This window comes from Streptomyces sp. NPDC087420, from assembly GCF_044744165.1.
Classification (GTDB): domain Bacteria; phylum Actinomycetota; class Actinomycetes; order Streptomycetales; family Streptomycetaceae; genus Streptomyces.
On record NZ_JBIUXU010000010.1, the window covers coordinates 251,650 to 277,707 of the forward strand.

A 26,058-nucleotide genomic window follows, 5' to 3' on the forward strand; every position below is an offset into this window, starting at 1 on the left:
GTGAACGACACATACGCGCTCGGCGCCATGAAACCCGACGAACCGCTCGGCCCGACGACATGGTCGGACGCCGCCCGAGCGGCGTGGCAGCGTGGACAGGCCGAGGCGGCGAGTCTCCTCCGAAGCACACCTGCGGCGAGGTCCCCCACCGACCACGCCGAGATCGCGCGAACCGCTCTACGGTCGTTGGCCAAGGAGGTCAAGGCCGCTGCGGATCTACGCGAAGTAGCGGAGCTGACCGGGGCGTTCTTCGACCTCGACCGCGGAGCCGCCGGCGCATTCACCTCGGTGGTGGAAGCCGTGGCTCATCACTTCGAGTCCCGGGTCGTCGAGTTCGAGGACACCGACCCCGCATATGTCCAGCGGCACCGCCTGGCCGCCATCGCCGAGGCACTCACCGACACCACCGACGGCCTACACACCACGCCGCGCGCCTTCAGCCTCCTCGACCCGCAACCGCCAGAAAACCCCGACTCCACCACCCGGCAGAAGCAGGCCCTCGCCGCCTCCCCCTCGCTCGCCTCACACACGCGAACCGAGCGGCCGGTCACGACGCCGACGGCCAGGGATACACCGACGGGCTCCTCCACAGCGCCCCCACGTCAACCGGGGCGCCGGATCTGACTGACCGGGTCGGCATCCCGTCGGCAGAGCAGGACAGTACGACGGCAGTTCCGCCGCCCCTCCGTCCGCCGCCCATCCCAGCCGCCGAGCACCGCTCGAGCTGCTCTTGTACCGCAGGATTCCGGGCAGACCAAACCGGCATTCAGCTCGATCCTGATCTCCCCACCACGTTGCGGTTCCCACCCCGCACATCATCCCCGTGACCGCCGAGCGCGAACGGTCAGAAAGACACCCGCATGGAAAACGATCAGATCACCGTCCTCATCTCACGGTGGGGCAACCGGGTTACTGCCCGCACCAGCGCCACCCCCCTGCACGAACACTCCGCAGGCACTCCCGACACTGACCACGGTTACGCCTGGCTCACCGTGCCGATGCGGCAGCGCGGCGTGCAGTGCACCGTCGAGTACGGCCTCAGCGACTACATCGTCAAAGCGGCCCTCCCCGACCACAGCTCCCTGATCATCTCCCCGCCCCAGGAACCGGCCACCGACCATCCACCGGGCTACCCGGAGAGCTGGCTCGTCACCCGAGAACCCCTTCGACCTCCCAGCCCACCAGATCGTCTACAACTCCGAGCCCGGCGGCCCTCATGTGCACAACGGTGGCGACACGGCCCCGCTCCTGGCCGCCATCGACGCCCGGCTGGACCAGCTCGGCCTGCCACCACGAGCATGGTCCGGCCCGCTCGAACCCCTCAACGCGGCCGACGGCGTGCTCCACCGTGCCGGCTTCGTCTCCGAAGTGACCCACCGAGGACGCTTCCACCACCTACCCGCCGGGATGACCGATCCCGTGGAGCAGCGCCACGCGGTGACCACAGCCGTTGACATACTCCAGGTGGAAGGATTCTCCTTCAGCTGCGAGGCGGACCTGCTCGATCCCAGCCTGCCGGTCCGCTCCGATCACCAGGTGCGCCTGGGTGACGGGCTCAGCAGCCTCACCCGCTCCATCGCCCAGGCCGGCCACACCAGTGAGGCCGTCGCCGCCCTCAGCGAACTGACCGCTCCCGGCGACGGTGTCCTGGACCGTCTCACCGAAGCTCTCGACGAAACAGCCAACTGGTGGGACGGACTCGACTCGCCGACCGATCCCGTATGCGCCGCAAAGCTTCGCCGCATCAACGGGCAGTTGGGCGTTGTCGTCCTGGAGATCCGGCGCCTGCGCGACAACCTGGCCGACCGCCACACCCACCACCCCCAGCACGGCCAGTCCGGCCCGACCGCGGCCAGGGAGCCGCGTGTCGCCGCCGCTCTGGCCTTCTCACCGACCGCACGGCGCACAACTCCCCCACCACCATCTCCAAGCCCGGCCGCCACAGCCGCCGTCCCCAAGTCCCGGCCCTCAACGGCCCCAGGCCGCTGACCCACAGAAATGACCGCCATGACACGCACTCGCAGATCTACTGCGTTCGCCCCTCCCCCTGCCGCCTCGCTCACTGAACGGATCCACCATGTCCACGTCCGAAAACCCGCTTCCCGACGTCGCGGTCGGCCACCACCCTGACTTCGGCATCGTGGCCACCAACCCGAAGGACCGGGCCGCCAGCGCCTGGATGCTCCGCAACCTCGACTTCCACCCCGTCCCCGGCCACCCCTCCCTGTACGCCCTCGCCAAGCAGGAGCGCGACGGCCAGGAACGTGCCCTGCGCGCGGTCGCCCGGCTCCGCGAAGCGACGTATCACGTCGATGCCGACATCGCCTTCGATCCGTCGCTCGTCGACTCCCGCGAGCAGCCCGCTCACCGGATGCCGGAGCCTGTCGCGCCGGACGTGGCCTTCGCCGTAGACCCCCAGCTCGGCATGATCGCCGCTGCCACCGACGGCGTGCCGCTCGCGCAGCAACTCCTGGCCGAACATGGCTGGAGGCCCCACCCGCAACTGGACATCCACACGCTGCCGCCAGCCACCGACCGCAACGAGGGGCTCAACACCGTCGCCCGGGCCACCGTGGCGATGAACCGCGCCGGCCTGCGGGTCGCCGCTCAGCCCGCTCTCGCCCTGGACGCCATCGCGCGCAGGATCCCGGCCCCGGCAGTAGCCCTCCCGGAAACGGAGGCGACGCACAGCCTTCCCGGCGTTGATCACGCGGCACTGTCCGCGAGTCCCGCCGCCCTTCCGAGCACGCCGCCGGTTTCCTCCCCGGTCACCACCGTGCCAGCCGGCGCGGTCGACCCACGCGTCGCCTATTCCCGAACCCACTGACCCCGCCCCACGCAAGGAACAACTGCCATGGCGGTTGTTGGTACGCCCGGCTATCAGAACGTGCGGAGAGGCGAGTCAGATAGCTGCGGGGGGGGGTGCGGCCCGGCCTGGAGCATGTCGGTAGTCATTGACCATCGTTCGTGGTCCAGACGCGCACCGTTGATGTGCCGGAAGCTCCGGGCCCGCCTCGCCTTCGCCCAACACCCGACCGCTCTCCCGCCACCACCGATAGGAGATCCGCCTTGCCCGAAGCACCAGCAGAGCCGTTCATGACGATCCGGCACACCATCACCGGCGAGATCACCACCACCGGCTACAACGCCGCCGCCCGGCGGATCCTGCTCCAGGCCGGCTTCGAAGAGACGCCAGGCTGCGCCCGCCGAGCGACGGAACCCGGTACGGAGCGGACGCACGGGCCTGCTCGGCAGCCAGCGGACTGCTCGTCGCCGGCCGTCCCCTGCACCTGGACCGAGCCCTCGGTCGGCCGGTGAGCGCCGACGGTACGCCCCGGTTGGCCCGGTCGCCGATGTCGGCACAGTCCGTGATCCGCTCCGAGAGCGGCCGGCCTCTCCAGCGCATCGCCAACCCCGCCCGCACCCGTACCTGTTGAAAGGGGCCTCGTTGTGACCACACCCGGAACGCCTACCAGTCCAGCGCGCACCAAGGGCGGCGAACTGAGGGCCAAGGTGGCCCGACTGCTGGCCGACCGGCCGGCGGACACGCTCACCATCGGGGACATGGCCAGGCGGCTGGGCCACTCCCACGGCGCCGTCCGCAACGCCGCCCTCACCCTGGTGCGACGCGGCGAGGCCGACCAGGGCGGAACCGGACAGCCGGAGTTCCGCGCGAACGCGAAAACCGCCGCGGCCGCGCAGAGCGCTGTGATCAGCCCACCGGGCACCCACTCTCCCCGCGCCCAGGCGGCCACGGCCCGCACGACCCTCACCGCCGCAACCACGCCCAGGCAGACCGGCCCGATCCGCCGCCCGGGGGGCCAGCTCTACCACCCTCGGGAGCTGGCCGATCTGCCCGACGTCGCAGCGCTGAATCGCCTGCGCGACGCCGACGTGCCGGTGCTGCTCTACGGCCCTCCGGGCACCGGAAAGACATCGCTGGTGGAGGCCGCGTTCCCGGACCTGCTCACCGTCGCTGGTGACGGCGACACCACGGTCGGCGACTTGATCGGCGAGTACACGCAGGCTGACAGCGGAGGTTACGTCTTCCAGTACGGTCCGCTGGTCACCGCGATGACCGAGGGCCGCGCCCTGCTGATCGACGATGCCACCTTGATCTCACCGAAGGTCCTGGCGGCGCTGTATCCCGCGATGGACGGGCGCAGGCAGATCCAGGTCAAGGCCCACAAGGGCGAGACCATCAAGGCCGAGCCGGGCTTCTACGTGGTGGCGGGCCACAATCCCGGCGTCCACGGGGCGGTGTTGACAGAGGCGCTCGCGAGCCGGTTCAGCGTGCAGATCCAGATCGGCACGGACTATGACCTCGCCCTGGCCTTGAGGATCGATGCACGGGTGGTCTGGGTCGCCCGACACCTCGCCCACCAGGTCGAACTCGGCGAGCTGGGCTGGGCCCCCCAACTGCGGGAACTGCTCAGCTACCAGAAGACCGAGGCTGTCCTCGGCACCAAGGCCGCGCTCGCGAACCTGGTCGGCATCGCTCCTGTGGAGGATCGCGACGCCGTCGCCGCTGCCGTCATCAAGGCTGTCGGCGTCAAGGAGGTCGCTCCCCTCACCCTCGGCAAGCAGCTTTCCGCCTCGGCCGTCCGGCAGCCCCCGGGCCACGCCGGCTCCGCGCACCGGGGCCACGCGCGATGAGCGCCCACCACCACGTCCAGTCCCCCGCCACCACGCCGGACGACGGCGCCGATCTCGCGCGCTGGGACGACGACGGCGCCCCGCCCGCGCAACCCCCTTCCTCCCCGGACGCGTGGCTGCGCGTGGGAGCCGAACTCGGCGACCGGCTGGTCGACCTCTCCGGCCGCCAGGACCTCCTCGTCACCTGCCGCCCCGGCACGCGCAGCGGCGCACCGGCCGCGTTCTTCCCCACTCTGGGCGAGGTCGAGTTCGATGCCGGCCTGTTCGCCCCGCTGAAGCCCCACGAGATCCATCCGCGGATCGTGGGCGACGAGGAGCGGTATCCCGCCGCCTGGGGAGTGTTCGTCCACGAGGCCGCGCACGCGGCCCACTCCGTCTGGACACAGCCTGCCGGAGCGGACCCCCGTGTCGTCGAGGCCGCGCTCCTACTGGAGGAGAGCCGTGTCGAAGGCGCACACCTGATCAGGCGGCCCACGGACCGCACGTACCTGCGCACCAGTGCCCGAACCCTGGTCATGCCCGACATCGCCCACCCCACCTTCCAGGGCATCGAGCACGCCGCCGCCGTGGCGGCCCTGGTCCTCGGCCGCCGTGACGTCGGCATCCTGGACGCCGGCGAGACCCTGGCCGTCGCTGATCTGTGCGAGAAGGTGCTGGGCGCAGACCTGCTGGCCACACTCACCCGCATCTGGACCGCAGCCCACCGGTGCGCCGACCACGACGCCACGACCATGCTCGCGCACGCTCAAGAATGGTGCGACGCTCTGGACACCGCGGCCCCCGCCCTGCCCGTGCCGGAAAACCTCACCGATCTGCTGTCCGGCGCCGTGGGGCTCGTCATGGACAACACGGCAGCCACCGACGCCGCCGACCTCGCGGCACAGGCCGCAGCGGCCAACGCCAAGACCGTGCAGTCCAAGGCGCAGGCTCAGGACCGCGCCCAGCGGGCCGGCCAGCGACGCAAAGCCGCCGCCACCGCCAAGTCGGTCTTCAACGCCCGAGGCACCACCGTCACCCCCGACGGCACACCGGCGCCCTACGGCAACCCGGTCACCGGCACCCGCAGGCCCACCGCCGCCGAGCAGAGTGCCGCCGCGCGCCTGAGCCGCGCCCTGCGTGCCGCCGCCTACCGCGAGCGGACCGAGGAACGGACCACGAGCCCCACCCCGCCAGGCCGCCTCAACATGCGCGCCGCCCTCGCCCGCGACGCTCAGCGCGCGGCCGAATCGGTCCCCACCGCGGAACCCTTCACCCACACCTGCCGCCGGAACACCCCCACCCCACCGCTGCGTGTGGGTATCGCCGTCGACGTCTCTGCCTCCATGCGTGCCGCCTGCGCGCCCGTCGCATCCGCCGCCTGGATCGTGGCACGCGCAGCAGCCCTGACCGACCCCGACTCCCTTACCGCCACCATCGCCTACGACACGCATCTGACCGCATTGACCCGGCCCACCCACCGAGCACCAGAGCGCGTGACAACGTTCGGTGCCAACGGCAGCAGTCACAACCTCGCCAACGCCCTGGACGCGCTCGACCACGGCCTTGAACTCAGCCGCCCCGGCGCCGGCCGCCTCCTCGTGATCGTCACCGACGCCCGGTACAGCAGCGACGAAACCGCCGAGGCCGTCACCCGCGTCAAGCAGCTCACGGCCGCCGGCTGCGCCGTACTCCAGCTCACCCTCACCGCGCAGTCCCACCACCTGCCGGGGACCACCTTGCTGCACCTACCCCAACCCTCCAGCGCCCCCGCCGCCATCGCCACGGCGGCCACAAACGCCATCCGCAGGACACGCTGAAACGACGCAGAAGGCGGAAGCGTCCCCGAGACCACCGCCAAGCACCCCAGGCCACCTCCGCCCGCCGCATGAACCGTGCATCTGATGCACAACCCTCCGCAACGACGCAGGCCACCACCCCAACCACCAACGAAAGGCACCAGATTTGAAGCCCCAGACCAGCAGCCCGACCTCGAACGTAACGCCCATCAAACGGAATTCCCCGGGGGTCAAGAGGATCTGGTCCATCACCCACGCCTGCGGACACCTCGCCGAGCGTGACCTCTCCGACCGCGCAGCCGATCAGCGTGCCGGATTCGCTCGCTGGCTGGCCGAGCGCCCCTGCACCGATTGCTGGAGGGCAACCCATCAAGCGGATGCCGCCAGCACAAGGGAGTGGCTGGAGGCCAAACGTGCCGAGGAGCAAGCGGAGTCCGAGGCCTGGTCCGTGCGATACCGGATGCCGCCCCTTGAAGGGAGCGAACGGGCGGCAGCCTGGGCAGTGCGCTGCCGCCACCAGCTCCTGGCAGCCGCCTACACCGCCCTGGTCCTCGAAGGCCAGACGACCGAAGCCGAATGGGCGGCCGTCGAGGACACGGCCCGCACGGTCACCCGCGCCGGCTGGTGGATCGACCAGCGCTCCTCCGAACCCGACGAGCTGACCGAGCTGCTCGGGCCGTAACCGACGCCGACCGGCTGGTGGAAAACCCGTACTTCTGACCACCCCACACCACCGCGCGGAGCACCGGCCCGCCCTGCACCGATACGGATCCGTCATGCCCGAATACCTGCGCTGCTCTAGCTGCGGTGACCTGCCGGAGCCGCTCATCTGCCTCGGCCACAGACCCGACGGCACGCCCTCTACCGACACACCTGCGGCAATGCTCGCGCTTGAAGCCGAGCTCGGCCTTGCCGATGACGCGCGCCGCCGGGCCACCAGTGCCGTGCTCACCGAAGCCCAGACCCTCGCGATGCTGCGCGCCATGGCCGACGACCCCGAACTGGGCACCGGCAACGGTTCCGAAGCGATCAAGTAGGCCCACGCCGACTTCCGCCGCCGACTGGACTGGCACACTTTCCGAGCCTCGCACCCTCCGGCCGGACATCGCCCTGAACAGCATCTATGCCGGTCAAACTTCGATGACATCGCTCAAAGTTCGGTGGCACAGGACAAGGAGCCTCTGGCCCGGCGGAAACCGCGCACCGGTGTCCGTTGACATCGAACTCAGTCGTTTTGCCATCGAACCGAGTAGTGTCGTATCCCGGCGCCCGGAACTGGAGCTGCAATTGGGGTGTTAAGTCTGAGCCTGGGGGACAGCTGCCTCGGCTTCGATAGCTAGCTCAGGGCAGCCACGAGCGGCGCACACAGGGGATGCGATTGCTCCGGGACGACGAGGCGGGCGTGCTTCCGGGCCCGTGTCATGACGACGTACAACAGTTTCGATCCGTTAGGGAAAGGCTCCCCCTCGTAGCCGTAGAACTCTTCCGAGCCTAGGAGCAGGATGGTGGTGTCGGCCTCGCGTCCCTTGGTCTGGTGAAGGTTCATGACTTGGATGGGGAAGCGGCGGGTGGTGTGTGAGCCCACGAGGATCTCGTCGCGCGCACGTAGCAACCGGTCAGTGGCGGCTTCGATATCAAGCTCGTCTCCTAGCGAGCGCAGCGTGGCTCGGGTCAAGTGCGCGGCTTGAATCCAGGTCTTCTGGCCGCGGTGGGTACCGATTCTGCGGTAAGCGTTCGCGACAACGTCGGCAAGTTGGTCGGGATGGCCGGGCGGCGGCTCGCAGGTCTTTGGCCAACCGTTCAAATGCCCTGCCCAGAACGGGATTGTCGGAGGGGTTAAGCATCTGCCGGGCAAGCGGAGGCATCTTGCTTCCACCTTGCGTGGCCGAAACGTACACGGCGAGACTACGCAAAACGGGCGCGCTGTCCCCGAGGGCAAACTGCACCATGGCCAGTTGGGCGGGGAGAGCTTCGCCATACGCCTCGGTGAAACCCACCTGCTCATGGGCCAGACCGTCGGCGGTCAGCGCGTCGGAGAGTTCAGTCGTGGCGGCGTTGGTATGGGTGAAGATGCTGACCGTATCGCCTTGACAGCGCGCTTGGCGGGCGAGTTCCAGGACGTGGCGGTGACCGATACCGTCCTCGATCCGGGTGATGGACAGCCGCCCAGCATCAGCTGCTGCTCGGATAGCCGGGTCGTCGAAGTCTCGTCTGCGGGCAGCTTCAGCTGCTGCTGGAAGCATGCCGCTCGGGTCGCGGAAGCTGGCCGCCGGCAGCCGGACCTCGACGGCGCTGGGCAGAGCCATCGCTGTACCGATGCGGGCGGTGGCGTCGACGCCCTTCTTGAACGTGTAGATGCACTGGTTGGCGTCACCCAACAGAATCCTGCGCGCGGGCGGCGCGATGAGCTGGAGAAAGTCCCACTCGCTGGCGTCGGTGTCTTGGAATTCGTCGCAGATGACGATGCCGTACCGACCGCGCTAGTGGGCCTGCACTTTCGGGAGGGCAAGCAATCCGGTTGCGGCGGGAATCAGCTCGTCATAGGTAAGGCCGGGCGGGCCCCCCAACCAGGCTGTTCGCCTTGCTCAGCACCGTCAGCGGCGGCGGATACCCGTGATGCGGGCCGAAGCTCCTGATGACGCGCCAGGCGAACCCGTGGAAGGTCGAGACTTCCAAGCGCGGCCGGAACGGCCCGATGACCGCGGCTGCACGGTCGATGATCTGTGCCACTGCAGTGCGGGAGAACGATAGGAACAAGGCGCGCTCTGGGGCGGGCAACCTCGTCCTGACTCCGTCACGCGCTGCGGCCCGCCGGGCTATCGCGAGTTCCTCGTCTGACCGTTCGAGGTGCCGCCGAGCTGCGGCGACGGCAGTTGTCGTCTTGCCCGTGCCCGCACCTCCCAGGACAACCACGACCGGAGCAGCACTGGTGATGACGTCAATTTGTTTGTCTTTCGGGGCGTACGTCATCACTGCTCCGTCTGCGGCCGAGCGACCTCGGGGAGGTCGACGAGCTTGGGGCCGGAGTATGCGGCGTTCGCGGCCTGGGCGATTGCGTCGAGGGCCGCCGCCAGCACGGGCGGGTGAACCACCACTTCGCTCAGCGGGTGCTCAGGCGTTTGTATGTGGCCAGGCGCAGGCTGCAATTCGCTGTAGAGGGCTTCCAGGAGGGGTTCGTGAAGGCCCTTTTTGTTTAGCACCTTGCATAGTTGAGTCACTGCGGACTCGCTGGAGTCAGCGGCCAGAGGGTCGGGCACGCCGTAGTCCATGAGCAGGGCGCTGACCACGGCGACCGTGGCGAGGTCGAGGCCTGCGACCATGGCCCGTTCGATCGCCCCAGGTGGCAGGCGGACCACGACGTCACAGGCAGCTTGGACTGCGGCCGTTTGCTCAACGCTCTGCGGTGTTTCCTTGTCCCGGTCGATCACGCCGATCACGCGGAATCCGAGCTGCTGGGCGAGTTCTGCGATGCGGGGGATCTGGTCGATGCCGCCGTCGCCGCCGGTGCCTGCGGCGACGAGGCGGACGCCGTGAGCAGAGAGCGGGAGCTTGCTCGGCGGGTATCGGCGGTCGGCCATGCTCAGAACGGCCACGTCGTGCGGCCCCTCGGTGATCGCGACTACCGGTGGACGAACACCTCTCCGAGGTACAAACGGTACAGGGGAAGCGCCATCATCGACTGGTTCAGTGAACGCACCGGATTGTGCGTGCTCGACGACCGCGTGGAGAGCTACCGCTGCAACCAAGCGATTTGCGACTTCGCCGATGATCTGTACCCGAAACTTCCTCGCACGATCTCGAAGAACACTCAGATCACCGGACACGACGGGATCTTCGACATTAAGCAGTCGGAGGTCCAGGACTACGTCGAGAAGTACTCGCCGGTTGTGCTGCGCTGGAACAAGACGGCGTATACCTGTGACCTCGACGCGCTGAACATGGGCGCTTCAAAGGGCAGCACTTTCGACCGGGTACTCATCTTCCCTACGAAGCCTATGATCGCCTACTACGACACCCGTGACGGCGGCCAGTTCAAGGATAAAGCGAAGGCGATTTTCTACGTGGCGGTGACGCGGGCGAAGTACAGCACGACCTTCGTGATGCCGTAAGAGGTCGTCTGATACCCCTGAAACCTGCTGGAGCTCGTTGTGTCTCACGACTACTGTTGATCCATGACGGACAACCAGCGCGCACCCTTCGCGAGACGAACGCCGCTTGATCCCTACAGCACACGTGCGCCGCATCTCGTCGGTATCGTTGACACGAACACTCTTCTGTCGAGCGTCGACAACGACTGTCGAAATGCAGGCTGGAGTTCACGGCTGCGCCGGATGACGGCGAGTGGCGCGACCGTGCTCTACGCAGCCGACCACGTACTCGATGAGGTATACGAGCACCTGCCGAGAATCGCCCAATCCAGCACAGTACCGCTCGCCACCCTCCGCGCTCGCTTTGAAGACGAGTACCTCCCCACACTGCGGTTCGTCACCGTGTCGGATATGGATGCCCCCGATCCCCAGGTGCTTGCCATCACCGACCCAGTCGACGTACCAACCGGCAAGCTCGCCAAGCTCATTGCGCCGTGCGTCGTGTTCTCGGATGACAAGCATCTCAAGAAGCCAGGGTTCGCTCCGAAGCGGCGGCTCGACGCAGCAGAGGCAGCTGTCAATGTGGCCGAGGGGTTCGGCAAGCAGGCCGTGACCATGAACGCTGCCGCACTGCCGATCCAAGGCATGGCCGGGCTGATCACGTTCTCGGGGCGCAAGGTCGGCATCTCCCCATGGGTACTTGCCGGTGTCGTGCTCGGTGCGGGCGCGCTCCTCTTGAAGAAGCCGGAGCGGCGGAAGGCTGCCGCTCAGATTGCAGGAAAAATCGCCGAGGAGTTCGGCAACCAACTTGCCGTCGCCATGGCACAGGAGCAACGAGGTATCGAGGGGCTTCGTGACGTCATCCTGCCCGAGCCAATGACGCCGAACATCCGACAGCAGGTGGCGATCACTTTGGCGCGGCAAAACCTACCGTTGCTTGCTGCCGAGGTACAGGAGCTGATCCAACTGCACTTCCCAGATGAGCCGGAGGCCAGCATCAAGGACGTTCGGGCCGTGCTAGTAGAAGGGACGGAGTTCGTCCGGGTGGAGCGGCACCGATGGCAGCTCGGGCGCGAGGTAGCTCCGCAGGCGGCTTGAAGGCGGCGACTCTTGGGGCCGGTAGCCTCCGATCCGACCGTCTCCCGGCTCGTCGACGCTCTCGCCGCGTCCGGTCCAAGGGCTCTTGCGACGATCCGGGGCACCCGTTTCGAAGTACGGACGCCGGTCTGGAAGTTAGCCGGTGCGGACGGTCCGGCCGCCGACGGCAGTGTGATCGTGGACATCGACGGCGTGCTGGGCCTGACGCACTCCGAGAAGCAGGGCACTACCGCGACCTGGAAGAAGACCATCGGCCATCCCCCGCTCGTCGCGTTCGTCGACCACGGCCAGGCCGGGTCCGGGGACCCAGTAGCCGTACTGCTGCGGCCCGGCAACGCGGGCCCCAACACCGCGAGCGACACATCGCGACCGCCCGACTCGCCCTGGCCCAACTGTAAAATCTCCTGCGGCGGGGCCGGCAGACCTTGATCCGCACCGATTCCGCCGACGGCCCCCACGCCTTCCTCGACTGGCTCTCCCACTGGGGCCGGTGGCTGTCGTATTCCGTCGGAATGACCATCACCGACGCCATTCACCAGGCCGTGCTGAAGATACCGAAGAAGGCATGGACGCCGGCCTACGACGCGGGCGGCACCGAGCGGTCCGGCGGCCTGGGTCGCGGAGATCACCGACATGCCTGACCTGAGCACCTGGCCGAAGGGGACGCGGCTGGTCGTCCGCAAGGAACGGCCGCGCCCCGGCGTCCAGTTGCGCTTCACCGACCTCGACGGACTACGGCTGACCTGCTTCGCGACTAGCACCAAGAGCGGCCCGCTAGCTGACCTCGAACTGCGTCACCGCAGACGGGCCCGCTGCGAGGACCGCATCCGCAATGCCCGCGACACCGGTCTGCGCAACCTACCCCTGCGCAGCCAAGGGCCGACTTTCCTTGCCAAAAAGGAAGCCCGGCCTATCACTCTGACGCAACCCGACCAGGCGCTTTCATCACGCGAGGTCGGGCGCTTATCACAAATTCGCAGCGCGTCCAAACCTGGACCTTTCCTGCATTCTTGCGGAGAGCCATCCGGTCGGCGCGGGAGAATCCATGGACACCAGCACCACACAGCCCGAAACGGCGTTCCTCAACCTGCCGAGCGCCGCGGTCTATCTGGGCATCTCCCCGAACACCCTCTACGTGTGGCGACATCGCCGACAGGGACCGCCCAGCTTCCGGATGGGCCGGCGCGTCATGTACAGGGTCTCCGCGCTCAATGAGTGGGTGGCTCAACAGGAACAAGCCGACTCTCGGTCCAACCCTGCCGTGAATCCGCTCAACTGCAAGCCGCGGCGTCGCACACCGTGACGCCCTCAGCCGCAATGAGTACCGACGCCGAATCGACATCAAATTCGTTCCCTGCACCGGGATATGACCTACCTCGAAGAAGCGTTCCGAACGACATCTTGCTCGGAACGATACATTCGCACAGGTAGGAGACCAGACCCCAATGTCAGGCTACATAGAGGACCGCTGGGTCAAGAAACGACCAGACAAGGCGACCGGAAAGCGCGAGCGCACCACAATGTGGGGGAAAGGGAAACGCTACCGCGTCAAAGGCATACCCGGAGTCCAAGATCGCTCCTTCGACACTAGCGAAGACGCCAAGCAATGGCTCGCTGCGGCCCGGACAGGCAGGAACCGGGGAGACTTCGTCGATCCACGGAGTGGCGCAATCTTGCTCGTCGACTACATCGAGGACCACTGGTGGCCCAGCCGCACCGATGAACCCTCCACCGCCGCGCCGATGCGAAGTCGGGTCTGGAACCACATCATCCCGCTTCTCGGGTCATACGCCCTGGGCGAGATCGATGCCTCGGCTCTGCGAACCTTCAAGGCAGGGCTGCTCTCACGCGTTGAAGAGTCGACCGCCGAGGTCATCTGGATCCACTTGTCCACCATCCTCAACGCTGCGGTGGACGACAAACGCCTGGCGAGGAACCCCATCGCCGTACAGCGCACGGTGAAGCGCCCTAAGCCCGTCGCGAAGAAGGCGAAGGCCTGGACTCGGCCAACTGCTAACGCTGTGCGGGACGGGCTCCAAGGCCGCTATCGGCTTGCCGTAGACCTCGGATTGGGCCTCGGACTTCGGCAAGGAGAGGCGTTCGGTCTCGGTGAGGAGGACTTCGACTTCGCGGCGCAGGTGGTCCACGTACGGCGCCAGCTCCGGTGGGACGGGAAAGGACGGCCTTATTTCTCCCTCCCCAAGGGTCGCAAGACACGTGACGTGCCTCTCTCCCCCAACCTCGCTCAGCGAGTGCAGGATCACCTCCTACGGTTCCCAGCGGTCAAGTCCACCCTGCCGTGGAGGAACCCCGAGGTCCCGACGACCGACCTCGAAGAGCGTCAGCGCAGGCCGATTACGGTGGGACTGGTGCTGAGCAGTTCGCACGGGCTCCGGATCAACCCCGGGACCTGGAACAAGCGCAGCTGGAAACCTGCGCTCGTGGCGGCCGGACTCCTCCAGGTGATCGGCGAGAAAGTGGAAGAACGCGGAGCCCAGATTCACCGCAGCCCGATCTTCGACCGTTCGCGGCCTGATATGTATCACGTCCTGCGGCACACCTACGCAAGCGTCCAGTTGGAGGCAGGCGAGTCCATCGTGAGCCTGTCCACGTGGCTTGGGCGCTCCTCCCCGAAAGTCACACTCGACTACTACGCTCACTTCATGCCAGGCGCGGGCAAGCGTGGCTTGGCCGCCATGGATCCGTGGTTCGCTCAAGATCAATAGCGAAAAGTCCCTCAAAAGTCCCTGCCGGTGCTTTGACTCACCCCAAATCGGCAGAAGCCGCAGGTCACAAAGACCCTCCAGGTCGCCGCCCACCTGTACGCGGAGTACAAGGAAGCGCTGTACGCCGCTCCCCCGCTGCTCCAGCGGATGGTGGACGCGGGGCGGCTGGGCCGTAAGACGGGCGCGGGCTTCTGCCCGTACGCCGCCGTCTGACCCGAACCGCCGCGCGTGCCCGCCCTGCGCGTGTACCCGCCGTACGCCCGTCTCCCGTCAGCCCAGCCGTATGTGACGGAGCATCAGCAGCCCGGCCGCCATGTTGGCGGCCGGGACCTCGCCCCGCGCGATCATGTCCGGTACGAGTTTGAGGGGCACCCACTCGCGGCACGACGACTCGAAGTCGTCCTCGGGCGGACCGGTGTACGTGGCCTCCTCCGCCCAGTAGAGATGGTGGCGCGCGTCGGTGAGGCCGTTCGACGGCTCGACCGTGAGCAGATGGCGCAGCGGTCCCGGCCGCCAGCCCGTCTCCTCCTCCATCTCCCGGGCGGCCGCGCGTTCGAGGTCCTCGCCGTCCTCGACCACCCCGGCGGCCAGCTCCCAGCCCCAGCTGTCGGTGATGAAGCGGTGGCGCCTGAGCAGCAGCACCTCGTTGGCCTCGTTGACGACCGTGGCGGCCGCGACCGGGCGGAGCCGGATGAGGAAGTGGTCCAGGTGGCGGCCGTCGGGAAGTTCGACGTCCGCGAGGTTGACCTGGAACCAGCGATTCTCATACACAGTTTGTTCGCTCAGTTTCGTCCACTGCACGTTTCTGCCACCTTCCGACGCGTTGATGGCAACATCGCAGCAGACCTCACCGCTGAATCTCAGCAACACGTCGTCCGCGCAGGGGGCTTACGAGGGGGCTTACAGGGGCACACGGAGCGCTTCGTCGATCAGCGCGGCCGCCTCCCCGGCATCGCTGGAACCGCTGGACACCAACTCCCCGCGCACCGCGCGCAGCCGGTCCCTGAGCCGCTGGGACTCCATGCCCTTCGCACGTTCGGCCATCTCGGCGGCGGTTCTGGCGGCCCGGTCGGGCTCGCCCTGCCGCAGCTCGATGTGGCTGAGCATGGCGAGGCGGTGGATCCTGCCCCGGTCGTGCGCCGGTGTGCCGACGGCGGCCGTCGCGTGCGCCCGCGCCGCCGCCAGATCGCCGAGACTGAGCAGCGCCTCGGCCACCTGGACGTTCACCAGGCCCGGCTGGACGTAACCCGTCTCGTCCGGTTCGTGCCCCGGCCGGATGCGCTCGGCCTCGCTCTCCGCGCGCCGGATGCGGTCCAACGCGTTGCCGCCGTCGCCGAGATGGGCGTACGACTTGGCCTGCATCGCGTAGAGGTCGGCGGTGAGCGCGGGCGTGATCCGCGGCCCGGCGGCCCGCAGGGCGGCCTCCGCGAAGGCGACGGCCTGGCGGTACTCCCCCATGTGCAGCGACTGGTTGACGAGCAGCGCGATCACATAGGCGCCGAGTCCCCGGTCGCCACTGGCCTTCGCGAGCCGCAGCGCCTGGTGGAAGTAGCGCTGGGCGAGGCCGTGGGCGTCGGAGTCGTACGCGCAGATGCCCGCCACCGCGACCAGTCCGCCCGTGGCGCGGTGCAGTTGCCGGCCCAGCGTGTCGCCGTACGCGCCGCGCAGCAGCGGCGCGGTCTCGGCGTTGAGGAAGCCGACGACCCGGGCGCGGGTGGCGACGCCGCCGGATCTTCGGTACATCAACTCGTAGTGCGCCCGGGCCGACTTGAGCAGCTCGACGTCGGCCGGGCCGACCCTGGTCCGGCCCGTGCGCGAGACGTCGGTGTCCTCGGGAGGGTTCTCCCACTCCCAGACGGGCATGACGGCGGGCGTCCCGGTGACGGCGGGGGCGGCCGCCAGATGGGGCCGCTGCTGTTCGTCGGAGCGCCAGAGCGCGGCGGCCCGTTCGACGAACCCGGAGAGCGGGGTGCCGGCCGGCCGGTACGCGCCGGGCACACCGAGGCCGATGTCGTCGAGGGTCAGCGGGCGGCACAGCCGGTCGCCCAGGACCGTACAGATCAGGTCGGGCACCTGGCCGCGTGGCCGCTGCCCCTTCAACCACCGCGCCACGGCGGTGTGTTCGTACCGCAGGGCAAGTCCCCTGGCCGCACCGGCGCGGTTGATCCGGGCGGCGAGACCGGCGTGGGAGATGCCCGCCTCGTCCAACAGCGAGTCGAGCAGAGTGTTGGGCTGCATGTGCCCCTCCGGTGACTGGCAGGCCCACACTAGGGCTTGTGCGGTGGGACAGGGGATGGTGTGTACGGGGGAAATCACACGGGGTGTGAACGGAACGCGCGCATCCGGGGCGCGCGCACGCTGCCGCCGGAGCGCGCGGCACGGTTGACTCGGTGGTCTCGCAAGAGGCGGCCGGGCCGCCGGCTCCCCCTCGTACAGTGCGGCGGCCCGTCACCGCGTCGTCCGTCCCGCCGACCTGCCCGACACTCCGCGGCGGGGCGGACGGCGCGCCGGCCGCGGCTCGCACCGAGCCGACAGGGCCGTCGGGGCCACCGGGGCCATCGGGGCCATCGGGGGCATCAGGACCGTGTCCGTCCGGGCCGCTCACCGGCGGGAGGGTTCTGTACGGACGCGGCGCGGCGCCGTTTCGCCGGGCTGCGCCGGGACGCGCGTACGGTCGCCGCGGTCGTTGCGCAGCACGAGCAGCGCCACGTCGTCGGTGATCCGCCCACCGGTGTGCCGCAGCAGCGCCGTGTGCACCTGCCGCGCCACGTGCGCCGGCGAGACGGGCACCCCGGGCGGCCTGCCCGCCAGGGACCGTACGAGCGCGTCCTTGAGGCCGAAGAAGCGTCCTGCCGAGTCGCGGGCATCCTCCGCCCCGTCCGTGTGCAGGAACAGCGCCTCCCCCGGCAGCAGCCGCCCGCACGGGTGCGGCGCGAGGTCGTCGGGCAACGGAAAGGCGCCCAGCGGCGGCAGCGGCTCGGCGGCGGACATCGGTACGGCGCCCTGCCCGAGCCGATAGGGCCAGGGATGGCCGCAGTTGAGGGCGCGTACGTCCGAGTCGGCGCCGATCTCCAGCAGCAGGACCGTGACGAACTCCTCGGCGGCCGGGTTCTCCGGCTCCCGCCCGCCCGCCACCGGGTGCTCCTGGCGCGCCAGGTCCCGCAGTCGGCGCTGGTACGCGCGGTCGAGCCGGCGCAGTACCCCGTCGAGACCCGCCTCGTCGTGCGCGGCCTCCCGGAAGCTGCCGAGGACCGAGGCCACCGCGCCGATGGCGGACAGCCCGTGCCCCCGTACGTCCCCGATGACGATCCGCACGCCGTACGGGGTGGCCACCGCCTCGTACAGGTCGCCGCCGACGTCGGCGCCGTGCGAGACCGAGAGCCTGCGGGCGGCCAGGGTCAGCCCGTCGATCCCCGGGGGCAGCGGCCTGAGCAGCACGTCCTGGGTGGCGCGCGCGACCGCCCGCGCCTCGCGCAACTCCCGGACGGGGCCCCGCCGTACACCGGTGAGCAGATAACCCACGGCCATGAGGAACGCCGCGCAGGTCACCGTGCGGCGGACCAGGCCGTCGCCCTCCTCCTCCAGCGGACTGGTCAGCTCCCAGAGGACGACCAGCACCAGCCAGAGGCCCAGCACCACACATTCGACAACACGCCGCGGGACGGCCGCGATCGCCCGCCCGTCCCCCGCTGCCCTGGTACGGATCATGCCGTCGGGCCTCCTCGGCCGGTCCGGACGTCCCTCGACCGTCGTGGCCGCATCGATTGTGTCGATCACTCCCGCCCGTCCGCGACCTCGTCCCGACTTCTCACCCGAATGAGTGAGCGGCGTCTCCGGACGACTGAGGGGCGCTTCCGGAGATCCGGAAGCGCCCCTCATCGTTCATGCAGGCGTCACGCGCCGCGCAGCACCGCTCCGGTCCGCTCGGCCGCCAGGGCCACCGCCGCGTCGCGGGCGGCCGTGGCCTCCTCGACGGTCAGCGTGCGGTCCGGCGCCCGGAAGCGCAGGGCGTACGCGAGGGACTTGCGGCCCTCGCCGATCTGCTCGCCGGTGAAGACGTCGAACAGCCGCAGGGACTCCAGCAGTTCACCCGCGCCCTGGTGGAGGGCCTCCTCCACCGCCGTGGCCGGCACGTCGTGCGCGACGACCAGGGCGACGTCCTGGGTGGCGACCGGGAACGTGGAGATCCGCGGTGCCTGGACGGGGCCCTCTCCCGCCCGCTCCAGGAGGTCCAGTTCGACCTCCATGGCGCAGGTGCGGTCCGGCACGCCGAGCGCCTTGACGACCCTCGGGTGCAGCTCTCCCGCGTGGCCGACGAGCGTCTCCTCACCGTCCACGGTGGCGAAGAGCGCCGCGCACCGGCCGGGGTGCCACGGCTCGTGCTGCCCGGCGCGGACGGTCAGTTCGACGCCGGCCTCCCGTGCGACGGTACGGGCCGCCTCGACCGCGTCCGCCCAGTCGGCCGGGCGCCCCGCACCCCACCAGCCGGCCTGCTCACGGGCACCGGCCAGGACCACGGCGGCGCGGCGCGGCTGGCGCGGCAGCGCGGCGTCGAGCCCGGCGAGGTCCTCGTCGGAGGGCCGCCGGTCGACGGGCAGCCGTACCGGCACGGTCTCGTGGCCGGTCGGCCGGAAGACCAGTCCGGTCTCGAACAGCGCCAGGTCGTGCGAGCCGCGTCCGTCGTTGCGGCGCAGGGCCGCCAGGAGGCCCGGCAGCAGCGTCGTGCGCAGCGCCGGCTCCTCGTCGGAGAGCGGGTTGACCAGCTTGACCGTACGGCGGCGGGCGTCGTCGGCCGGCAGCCCGAGGGCGTCCAGGACGGCGTCGCCGATGAACGGGTAGTTCAGCGCCTCGACGTACCCGGCGCCGGCCAGCACCCGGCCGACCCTGCGGTGCAGGCGCTGCCGCTCGGTGAGGCCCCGGCCCGAGGGCGGGGTCGGCAGCGTGGAGGGGAGGTTCTCGTACCCCTCCAGGCGGATGACCTCCTCGGCGAGGTCGTTGGGCGCGCCGAGGTCGGGGCGCCAGGACGGGACGGTGACGACCAGTTCGTCCTGGCCCTGGACGGCACAGCCGACTTCCTGGAGCCGCCGTACGACGGTCTCGCGCCCGTACTCCATGCCCGCCACCCGGTCGGGGTGGCCCGCGGGCATGACGATCGTGTGCGGCGCGTACGGCGCGACGATCTCGGTGACCCCGGCGCCCGCGGACCCGCCGGCGAGCAGGACCAGCAGGTCGACGGTCCGCTGCGCGGCGGCGGCCGCGGCCCGCGGGTCGACGCCGCGCTCGAAGCGCTTGGACGCCTCCGAGGCCAGCTTGTGGCGGCGCGCGGTGCGGGCGATGGAGATCGGGTCGAAGTGCGCGGCCTCGATGACGACCTCGGTGGTGCCGTGCACCTCACCGGTCTCGGGGTCGACGGCGACATCGGCGATCTCGGTGTCGGCGCCGCCCATGACCCCGGCGAGGCCGATGGCCCCCCGGTCGTCGGTGATGACGAGGTCCTCGGGGTCGAGGACCCGCTCGGCGCCGTCGAGCGTGGTGATCTTCTCGCCGGGCAGGGCGCGGCGGACCCCGAGGGGCCCTTCGATCCGGGAGCGGTCGTACGCGTGCAGGGGCTGGCCGACCTCCAGCATCACGTAGTTGGTGATGTCGACGGCCAGCGAGATCGGTCGCATGCCGGCCTTCTGGAGCCGGCGCGTCAGCCAGATGGGGCTGCGGGCCTCGGGGTCGAGGCCGGTGACCGTACGGGCCGTGAAGCGGTCGGAGCCCCTCGGGTCGGAGATCTTCACGGGGTGGCCGAAGGCGTTCGGCGCGGGCACGTCGAGCAGGGCCGGGTCGCGCAGGGCCAGGCCGTACGCGGTGGCGGTCTCGCGGGCGACACCGCGCAGCGAGAGGCAGTAGCCGCGGTCCGGGGTGACGGCGATGTCGAGGACCTCGTCGACCAGCTCCAGGAGCGCGATCGCGTCCGTGCCCGCCTCGTGCTCGGGGGGCAGGACGATGATGCCGCCGGAGCCGTCGTCGCCCATGCCCAGCTCGTCGCCGGAGCAGATCATGCCGTGCGAGGTCCTGCCGTACGTCTTGCGCGCGGCGATCGCGAAGTCCCCGGGCAGGACCGCGCCCGGCAGGACCACGACGACCTTGTCGCCGACGGAGAAGTTCCGGGCGCCGCAGACGATCTCCTGCGGCTCACCGGTGCCGTTGGCGGTGCCGACGTCGACGGTGCAGAAGCGGATGGGCTTCTTGAAGCCCTCCAGCTCCTCGATGGTGAGGACCTTGCCGACGACCAGGGGGCCCTTGAGGCCGGCGCCGAGCTGTTCGACGGCCTCCACCTCCAGGCCGGCCGACACGAGCCGGGCCTGGACGTCACGGCCGGTCTCCGTCGCCGGCAGGTCGACGTACTCCCGCAGCCAGGAAAGCGGGACGCGCATCAGATCTCCATCCCGAACGGCCGGGTGAACCGGACGTCCGACTCAACCATGTCTCGCATGTCTTCGACGTGGTGGCGGAACATCAGCATCCGTTCGATGCCGAACCCGAAGGCGAATCCGCTGTACTTCTCGGGGTCGACGCCACAGGCGACGAGCACCTTCGGGTTGACCATGCCGCAGCCGCCGAGCTCGATCCAGCCCTCGCTGCCGCAGGTGCGGCAGGGCCGGTCGGGGTTGCCGACGGACGTGCCGCGGCAGACGTAGCAGAGCATGTCCATCTCGGCGGACGGCTCGGTGAAGGGGAAGTAGTTCGGCCGCAGCCGGGTCTTCATGTCCGAGCCGAAGAGCGCCTGGACCATGTGGTCGAGGGTGCCCTTGAGGTCGGCCATGGTGAGGCCCTCGTCCACGGCGAGCAGCTCGATCTGGTGGAAGACCGGGGTGTGCGTGGCGTCCAGCTCGTCCGTGCGGTAGACCCGCCCCGGGCAGACCACGTACACGGGCGGCTCGCGGTCGAGCAGGGTGCGGGCCTGGACGGGTGAGGTGTGCGTACGGAGCAGCACACCGGACTCGTCGCCGGGCCTCTGGTCGCCGGGCCCCTGCACGAAGAAGGTGTCCTGGGTCTGGCGGGCCGGGTGGTCGGGCAGGAAGTTCAGGGCGTCGAAGTTGAACCACTCCGCCTCGACCTCGGGGCCCTCGGCGACCTCGTAGCCCATGGCCACGAAGACGTCCGCGACCCGCTCCATGAGCGTGGTCAGCGGGTGCCGGGCGCCGGGCGGTACCCGGTCGTACGGCAGCGTGACGTCCACCGCCTCCTCGACCAGGACCCGGCTGTCGCGCTCGGCCTCCAGCTCGGTCTGGCGGGCGGCGAGGGCCTTGCTCACGGCGCCGCGGGCCTGGCCCACGCGCTTGCCCGCCTCGGCCTTGGCCTGCGGCGGCAGAGCGCCGATCTCACGGTTGGCGAGGGCGAGCGGCGAGGTCCCGGAGGTGTGCGCGGTCTTCGCGTGAGCGAGCGCGTCCAGACCGTCCGCGGCGGCGAAGGCGGCGAGCGCCTCGTCCCGCATGCGCTCGATCTGTTCCGGTTTCAGCGCCTCGACCTCGACTGGGTCGTACGACTTGTTGGGTGCCGACATCTCTTCCCGTACTTCCGTTTGGCTGGCGAAACGACCCTGCTCGATCGCTGAAGGCGCCGAAGGTGCCAGTGGTCGAGTCTAAAGGGCGTGTGGAGGTCGCGGATCCCTCAGGCCCGTGCGTCCGCTCCCTCGGGCCTGTCTGTCCGCTGCGGTCGGCCCGTCCGTCCGTCCGCTCGGGTGGGGCCCGTCCCTCCGCTCAGGTCAGATAGGCCGGAGCGGCGACGGGCAGGACGAATCGGAACTGGGCGCCGCCGCCGGGGCCGCGGCCGACGGTGATCGTCCCGCCGTGCGCCTCGACGATGCCCTTGACGATGTAGAGGCCGAGACCCGTACCGCCGCGCTTGCTGCCCCGCCAGAAACGGGTGAAGACGCGGCCCATCGACTCCTCGGGGATACCGGGACCCTCGTCGCACACGGTGACGGCGGTGCCCTTCACGGTGCCCCTCCCGTCCTCGATGTGCCCGATCTCGGCGGCTGCCACCTCAATGGTGACGGTTCCCTCGCCGTGACGCACGGCGTTTTCCAGCAGGTTGCCGAGGATCTGGTCGATCTTGTCGGGGTCGGCCCACAGATCGGGCAGCGGTCGCTGTATCCGTACGAGGAAGCGGTCCGGGGACTGGCCCGCGGCCGTGTGCGACTGGACGTGGCGGCCGACGGCCGCGCCGATGTCGACCGGCTGGCGGCGGACCTCCAGGCGCCCCGAGTCGATGCGGGAGATGTCGAGGAGTTCGGCGATGAGCCGGGTGACCCGGTTGGCGTCGGCGTCGACCGTCTCCAGCATCAGCCGCTTCTGGTCGTCGGTGAAGCGCTCCCACTTGGCGAGCAGCGTCGCCGTGAAGCCCTTGACGGAGGTCAGGGGGGAGCGCAGTTCATGGGCGACGGTGGCGATCAGCTCCGCGTGGCTGCGTTCGGTACGGCGCCGGGCCTCGGTGCCCCGGATGCAGATGACGAGCTTCTGGACGGGCCCGAGCGGGCGGACGCGTACGTACCGCGCGGAGACGAGGACCTCCCGCCCGCCCGGGAGCAGTAAATTCCGCTCGGGCTGCCCGACCCGGGTGGCCAGTCCCCCGTACGGATCGGTCAGCGTCCACCACCGGCGGCCCTCCAGGTCCTCCAGCGGCAGCGCGCGCTCCAGCGGCTGCCCGAGGGCGTCCGCGAGCGGTACGGCGGTGATCCGCGCGGCGGCGGCGTTGAAGCAGGTCACCCGGCCATGCTCGTCGGCGACGACGAGCCCGTCGGGGAGGTCGTCGGGGTCGACCGGCCGCATGCCGCCTCCGGTGGCCGGGTCCGGGTCGCCACCGGCTCCGGCGTCCGGGCCGCGCAGGACAGGTCCCTGGACCGTGACAGGTCTGCTGGTCCCGGCCGTCATCCCCGTAATCCCGCCTCTTCCACATAGCTCAGTGGGTCTGCGAAGGCGCAACAGTACTAGCCATACGTGACGGAGCGGACCCCCTCAGCGCCTGTTCCCGGCGCTGTTCCCGGACCGTTGCGCACGCGCCGACGCGTAGAGGCATACGGCCGCGGCGGTCGCGAGGTTCAGGCTCTCGGCCTTTCCGTGGATCGGGACCCGTACGACGGCGTCCGCGAGGGCGCGCGTCTCGGCCGGCAGGCCCCAGGCCTCGTTCCCGAAGACCCAGGCCGTGGGCCCGCCCATGGTGCCGGCGTCCAGCTCGTCGTCCAGGTCGTCGTCGCCCGCGCCGTCGGCGGCCAGGATCCGTACCCCGGCGTCCTTGAGCCCCCGTACGGCCTCCTCGACGGGCACGCCGACGGCCACCGGCAGGTGGAAGAGCGAGCCGACGGACGCGCGGACGGACTTGGGGTTGTACAGGTCCACGGAGGCGTCGGTGAGGACCACGGCGTCGGCGCCCGCGGCGTCCGCGCAGCGCAGCACCGTACCGGCGTTCCCGGGGTCGCGCACGTGCGCGAGCACGGCGACGAGGCGGGGCCGGGCGCGCAGGACGTCCTCGAACGGCGAGTCGAGGAAGCGGCAGACGCCGAGCAGCCCCTGGGGGGTGACGGTCTGCGACACCTCGGCGAGCACGGTGTCGGGCGCGAGGTGCACGCGGGCGCCGGTCTCCCTGGCGCCGTCGACGATGTCCGCGTACCGCTCGGCGGCCTCCACCGTGGTGAACAGCTCCAGGAGCGTCGGCTCCCCGTCGGCGCCCCGGTGGGCGACCGCTTCCCGTACGGCCTGGGGTCCCTCGGCGATGAACCGGCGCTCCTTGATCCGGAAGGCACGCCGGGCGAGCCGTTTGGCGGCCAGGACGCGCGGGGACCGCGGGGAGATCAGCTCGGGGGTGCCCATGGGCGGCGGCTCACTCACTTGTGGGGCCGGGACGTGTCGTACCGGACTGCTGGACATGTCGTACCGGACTGCTGGCTGAGGGCTTGCTGAGGCCCGTCATGTACGGACCGGCGGGGAGAACACACCGGACCCGCAGGCGCGCTGCCTGCGGGTCCGGTGGGAAGTACATGCGGCCTGAGGGAGATCAGGCGGCGGCCTTCGGGGCGTTGACGTCACTCGGGAGGGCCTTCTGGGCGACCTCGACGAGCGTGGCGAACGCGTTGGCGTCGTTGACCGCGAGCTCGGCGAGGATCTTGCGGTCCACCTCGACGTTGGCGGCCTTCAGACCCTGGATGAAGCGGTTGTACGTGATGCCGTTGGCGCGGGCCGCGGCGTTGATCCGCTGGATCCACAGCTGACGGAAGTCACCCTTGCGCTTCTTGCGGTCGTTGTAGTTGTAGACGAGGGAGTGGGTGACCTGCTCCTTGGCCTTGCGGTACAGGCGCGAGCGCTGGCCGCGGTAACCGCTGGCCGCCTCGAGGATTGCCCGGCGCTTCTTGTGGGCGTTGACTGCCCGCTTGACGCGTGCCACGTGTTAACTCCTTGTAGCGGGGCCGTGGTTCGGTGTCACACGGCCCGGAAACGAATGGGTCCCGGTCCTGAGGTCGCGCCCCCGGTCACCGGGGGTCGCGACGTCACTTGCCGAGAAGCTTCTTGATCTTCTTGGCGTCGCCCGGGGCCAGCTCGACGATGCCGGTGAGGCGCCGCGTCACCCGCGAGGACTTGTGCTCGAGCAGGTGGCGCTTACCGGCGCGCTCGCGCATGACCTTGCCGGATCCGGTGATCTTGAAGCGCTTGCTGGCACCGCTGTGCGTCTTGTTCTTCGGCATGGCGCCGTTCTCTCCTCGTCAGTGGCGCCCCCTGCCGGCTGGATTCTCAGCCGGCGCGCGGGAGCGTCAGATCTCTGGTGTGTGGTTCCTGGACGGAGCCGTGGGCCGCCTGGATGGCAGCCCGTGGATCACGCTTCGGACGATGCCTCGGCCGGGGCCTCGGCTTCGGCGGCGGCGGCTTCGGCACGAGCGTCGGCGGCGTCCGGGGACTCGTCGACGTGCTCGTCGGGCGCGTAACCCGCACGCTCCGCCTTGCGGGCGGCCTGGGCCTCGCGCGCCTCGGCCATGGCCTCGGTCTTCTTCTTGTGCGGGCCGAGAACCATGATCATGTTCCGGCCGTCCTGCTTCGGGTTCGACTCGATGAAGCCGAGCTCCTCCACGTCCGACGCGAGCCGCTGGAGCAGTCGGAAGCCCAGTTCGGGGCGGGACTGCTCACGACCACGGAACATGATCGTGATCTTGACCTTGTCGCCCTGCTTCAGGAACCTGACGACGTGACCCTTTTTGGTGTCATAGTCATGCGGGTCGATCTTCGGGCGGAGCTTCATCTCCTTGATGACCGTGTGCGCCTGGTTCTTGCGCGCCTCACGGGCCTTCATGGCCGACTCGTACTTGAACTTCCCGTAGTCCATGAGCTTGCACACGGGCGGACGTGCGGTCGCCGCGACCTCAACCAGGTCGAGGTCGTACTCCTGTGCCAACTCCAGGGCCTTGGCAAGCGGCACAATGCCCACCTGCTCGCCGCTGGGGCCGACAAGTCGGACCTCGGGAACGCGAATCCGGTCGTTAATGCGGGGCTCGGCGCTGATGGATCCTCCTCGGTAGCACCACACGACTGTCTGGCAGACAGCCGCGTAAGGTCTATTGACTCTTACTTGAGACCAACCGTGGCGGAACGCGAAAAATGCCCCGGACGGGACACAGGCGGAAGCTCCTCGCACTACCGGAGCACCGCCGCGTCTACCGCGGGGCGCGCATCGGGCGGCTCC

The 26,058-nt window shown here is 69.7% G+C and carries 25 protein-coding genes and 3 pseudogenes; 14 read left to right on the forward strand and 14 right to left on the reverse strand.

The features are described from left to right. From ACIO1C_RS22450 to ACIO1C_RS22485, 8 genes are all read left to right on the forward strand, one after another. Positions 1–624 carry a hypothetical protein gene (locus tag ACIO1C_RS22450; protein ID WP_401866178.1) on the forward strand — a complete coding sequence of 208 codons (624 nt, stop codon included), beginning with the start codon at positions 1–3 and terminating at the stop codon, positions 622–624. 594 nt (positions 625–1,218) lie between these two features. Continuing rightward, the gene (locus tag ACIO1C_RS22455; protein WP_401866180.1) at positions 1,219–1,989 is read left to right on the forward strand and encodes a hypothetical protein; all 771 of its coding nucleotides are present in this window, start codon (positions 1,219–1,221) and stop codon (positions 1,987–1,989) included. A gap of 88 nt (positions 1,990–2,077) precedes the next feature. Continuing rightward, the gene (locus tag ACIO1C_RS22460) at positions 2,078–2,827 is read left to right on the forward strand and encodes a hypothetical protein (RefSeq protein ID WP_401866182.1); all 750 of its coding nucleotides are present in this window, start codon (positions 2,078–2,080) and stop codon (positions 2,825–2,827) included. Between the two features lie 269 nt (positions 2,828–3,096). After that, a complete protein-coding gene (locus ACIO1C_RS22465; protein ID WP_401866369.1) occupies positions 3,097–3,318 on the forward strand; it encodes a hypothetical protein in 222 nt (73 codons plus the stop codon). 195 nt (positions 3,319–3,513) lie between these two features. Continuing rightward, the gene (locus ACIO1C_RS22470) at positions 3,514–4,656 is read left to right on the forward strand and encodes an AAA family ATPase (protein WP_401866371.1); all 1,143 of its coding nucleotides are present in this window, start codon (positions 3,514–3,516) and stop codon (positions 4,654–4,656) included. Further along, positions 4,653–6,452 (forward strand): hypothetical protein, encoded by a 1,800-nt coding sequence (locus ACIO1C_RS22475; RefSeq protein ID WP_401866184.1) that lies wholly within the window; start codon positions 4,653–4,655, stop codon positions 6,450–6,452. Before ACIO1C_RS22470 ends, ACIO1C_RS22475 begins: the two co-directional genes overlap by 4 nt. A 439-nt stretch (positions 6,453–6,891) precedes the next feature. After that, the gene (locus ACIO1C_RS22480) at positions 6,892–7,113 is read left to right on the forward strand and encodes a hypothetical protein (RefSeq protein ID WP_401866185.1); all 222 of its coding nucleotides are present in this window, start codon (positions 6,892–6,894) and stop codon (positions 7,111–7,113) included. 94 nt (positions 7,114–7,207) lie between these two features. Further along, positions 7,208–7,468 (forward strand): hypothetical protein, encoded by a 261-nt coding sequence (locus ACIO1C_RS22485; RefSeq protein WP_401866187.1) that lies wholly within the window; start codon positions 7,208–7,210, stop codon positions 7,466–7,468. A gap of 597 nt (positions 7,469–8,065) precedes the next feature. On the opposite strand, the gene ACIO1C_RS22490 is transcribed toward ACIO1C_RS22485, so the two are convergent. The 4 genes and pseudogenes from ACIO1C_RS22490 to ACIO1C_RS22505 all read right to left on the reverse strand — a co-directional run bounded on the left by ACIO1C_RS22490 (position 8,066) and on the right by ACIO1C_RS22505 (position 10,024). After that, the gene (locus ACIO1C_RS22490) at positions 8,066–8,809 is read right to left on the reverse strand and encodes a hypothetical protein (RefSeq protein WP_401866189.1); all 744 of its coding nucleotides are present in this window, start codon (positions 8,807–8,809) and stop codon (positions 8,066–8,068) included. A gap of 18 nt (positions 8,810–8,827) precedes the next feature. Beyond that, positions 8,828–8,896 (reverse strand): annotated as a pseudogene (locus ACIO1C_RS22495) (hypothetical protein); the annotation flags it as partial. A gap of 73 nt (positions 8,897–8,969) precedes the next feature. Beyond that, a complete protein-coding gene (locus ACIO1C_RS22500; RefSeq protein ID WP_401866191.1) occupies positions 8,970–9,401 on the reverse strand; it encodes a UvrD-helicase domain-containing protein in 432 nt (143 codons plus the stop codon). Next, the gene (locus tag ACIO1C_RS22505) at positions 9,401–10,024 is read right to left on the reverse strand and encodes a hypothetical protein (protein ID WP_401866192.1); all 624 of its coding nucleotides are present in this window, start codon (positions 10,022–10,024) and stop codon (positions 9,401–9,403) included. Before ACIO1C_RS22505 ends, ACIO1C_RS22500 begins: the two co-directional genes overlap by 1 nt. Positions 10,025–10,138: 114 nt before the next feature. Between ACIO1C_RS22505 and ACIO1C_RS22510 the strand changes: the two genes are divergently transcribed. The 6 genes and pseudogenes from ACIO1C_RS22510 to ACIO1C_RS22535 all read left to right on the forward strand — a co-directional run. Then, positions 10,139–10,540 carry a hypothetical protein gene (locus ACIO1C_RS22510; RefSeq protein WP_401866194.1) on the forward strand — a complete coding sequence of 134 codons (402 nt, stop codon included), beginning with the start codon at positions 10,139–10,141 and terminating at the stop codon, positions 10,538–10,540. A 63-nt stretch (positions 10,541–10,603) separates the two neighbouring features. Next, positions 10,604–11,617 carry a hypothetical protein gene (locus tag ACIO1C_RS22515; protein ID WP_401866196.1) on the forward strand — a complete coding sequence of 338 codons (1,014 nt, stop codon included), beginning with the start codon at positions 10,604–10,606 and terminating at the stop codon, positions 11,615–11,617. 15 nt (positions 11,618–11,632) lie between these two features. Continuing rightward, a pseudogene (locus ACIO1C_RS22520) lies at positions 11,633–12,487 on the forward strand (transposase); the annotation flags it as partial. 175 nt (positions 12,488–12,662) lie between these two features. Next, on the forward strand, positions 12,663–12,920 hold the full coding sequence (locus ACIO1C_RS22525) for a helix-turn-helix transcriptional regulator (protein ID WP_401866198.1): 258 nt from the start codon (positions 12,663–12,665) through the stop codon (positions 12,918–12,920). A gap of 142 nt (positions 12,921–13,062) precedes the next feature. Further along, the gene (locus ACIO1C_RS22530; protein WP_401866200.1) at positions 13,063–14,343 is read left to right on the forward strand and encodes a tyrosine-type recombinase/integrase; all 1,281 of its coding nucleotides are present in this window, start codon (positions 13,063–13,065) and stop codon (positions 14,341–14,343) included. An 81-nt stretch (positions 14,344–14,424) separates the two neighbouring features. Beyond that, positions 14,425–14,556: pseudogene (locus ACIO1C_RS22535) on the forward strand (3-hydroxyacyl-CoA dehydrogenase family protein); the annotation flags it as partial. A 57-nt stretch (positions 14,557–14,613) separates the two neighbouring features. On the opposite strand, the gene ACIO1C_RS22540 reads toward ACIO1C_RS22535, so the two are convergent. The 10 genes from ACIO1C_RS22540 to infC all read right to left on the reverse strand — a co-directional run bounded on the left by ACIO1C_RS22540 (position 14,614) and on the right by infC (position 25,902). Further along, positions 14,614–15,144 (reverse strand): NUDIX hydrolase, encoded by a 531-nt coding sequence (locus ACIO1C_RS22540; RefSeq protein WP_401866202.1) that lies wholly within the window; start codon positions 15,142–15,144, stop codon positions 14,614–14,616. 99 nt (positions 15,145–15,243) lie between these two features. Next, complete coding sequence (locus ACIO1C_RS22545) at positions 15,244–16,581, reverse strand: transcriptional regulator (protein ID WP_401866204.1); 1,338 nt, start codon at positions 16,579–16,581, stop codon at positions 15,244–15,246. Positions 16,582–16,944: 363 nt separating this feature from the next. Then, complete coding sequence (locus tag ACIO1C_RS22550) at positions 16,945–18,051, reverse strand: PP2C family protein-serine/threonine phosphatase (protein WP_401866206.1); 1,107 nt, start codon at positions 18,049–18,051, stop codon at positions 16,945–16,947. Between the two features lie 185 nt (positions 18,052–18,236). Beyond that, on the reverse strand, positions 18,237–20,765 hold the full coding sequence (gene pheT / locus ACIO1C_RS22555) for a phenylalanine--tRNA ligase subunit beta (RefSeq protein WP_401866208.1): 2,529 nt from the start codon (positions 20,763–20,765) through the stop codon (positions 18,237–18,239). Continuing rightward, positions 20,765–21,895: a phenylalanine--tRNA ligase subunit alpha gene (gene pheS, locus ACIO1C_RS22560; RefSeq protein WP_401866210.1), complete on the reverse strand. Its 1,131-nt coding sequence runs from the start codon at positions 21,893–21,895 to the stop codon at positions 20,765–20,767. The genes pheT and pheS overlap by 1 nt, the downstream gene beginning before the upstream one ends. 196 nt (positions 21,896–22,091) lie before the next feature. Beyond that, on the reverse strand, positions 22,092–23,264 hold the full coding sequence (locus ACIO1C_RS22565; protein ID WP_401866212.1) for an ATP-binding protein: 1,173 nt from the start codon (positions 23,262–23,264) through the stop codon (positions 22,092–22,094). An 84-nt stretch (positions 23,265–23,348) separates the two neighbouring features. Further along, the gene (locus ACIO1C_RS22570; RefSeq protein ID WP_401866213.1) at positions 23,349–24,200 is read right to left on the reverse strand and encodes a TrmH family RNA methyltransferase; all 852 of its coding nucleotides are present in this window, start codon (positions 24,198–24,200) and stop codon (positions 23,349–23,351) included. A 184-nt stretch (positions 24,201–24,384) separates the two neighbouring features. Then, positions 24,385–24,771, reverse strand: a complete 387-nt coding sequence (gene rplT / locus ACIO1C_RS22575) for a 50S ribosomal protein L20 (protein ID WP_161307754.1) — start codon at positions 24,769–24,771, stop codon at positions 24,385–24,387. A gap of 103 nt (positions 24,772–24,874) precedes the next feature. Continuing rightward, on the reverse strand, positions 24,875–25,069 hold the full coding sequence (gene rpmI, locus ACIO1C_RS22580; RefSeq protein WP_161307755.1) for a 50S ribosomal protein L35: 195 nt from the start codon (positions 25,067–25,069) through the stop codon (positions 24,875–24,877). Between the two features lie 128 nt (positions 25,070–25,197). Continuing rightward, the gene (infC, locus tag ACIO1C_RS22585) at positions 25,198–25,902 is read right to left on the reverse strand and encodes a translation initiation factor IF-3 (protein ID WP_356424911.1); all 705 of its coding nucleotides are present in this window, start codon (positions 25,900–25,902) and stop codon (positions 25,198–25,200) included. Positions 25,903–26,058: the final 156 nt, after the last annotated feature.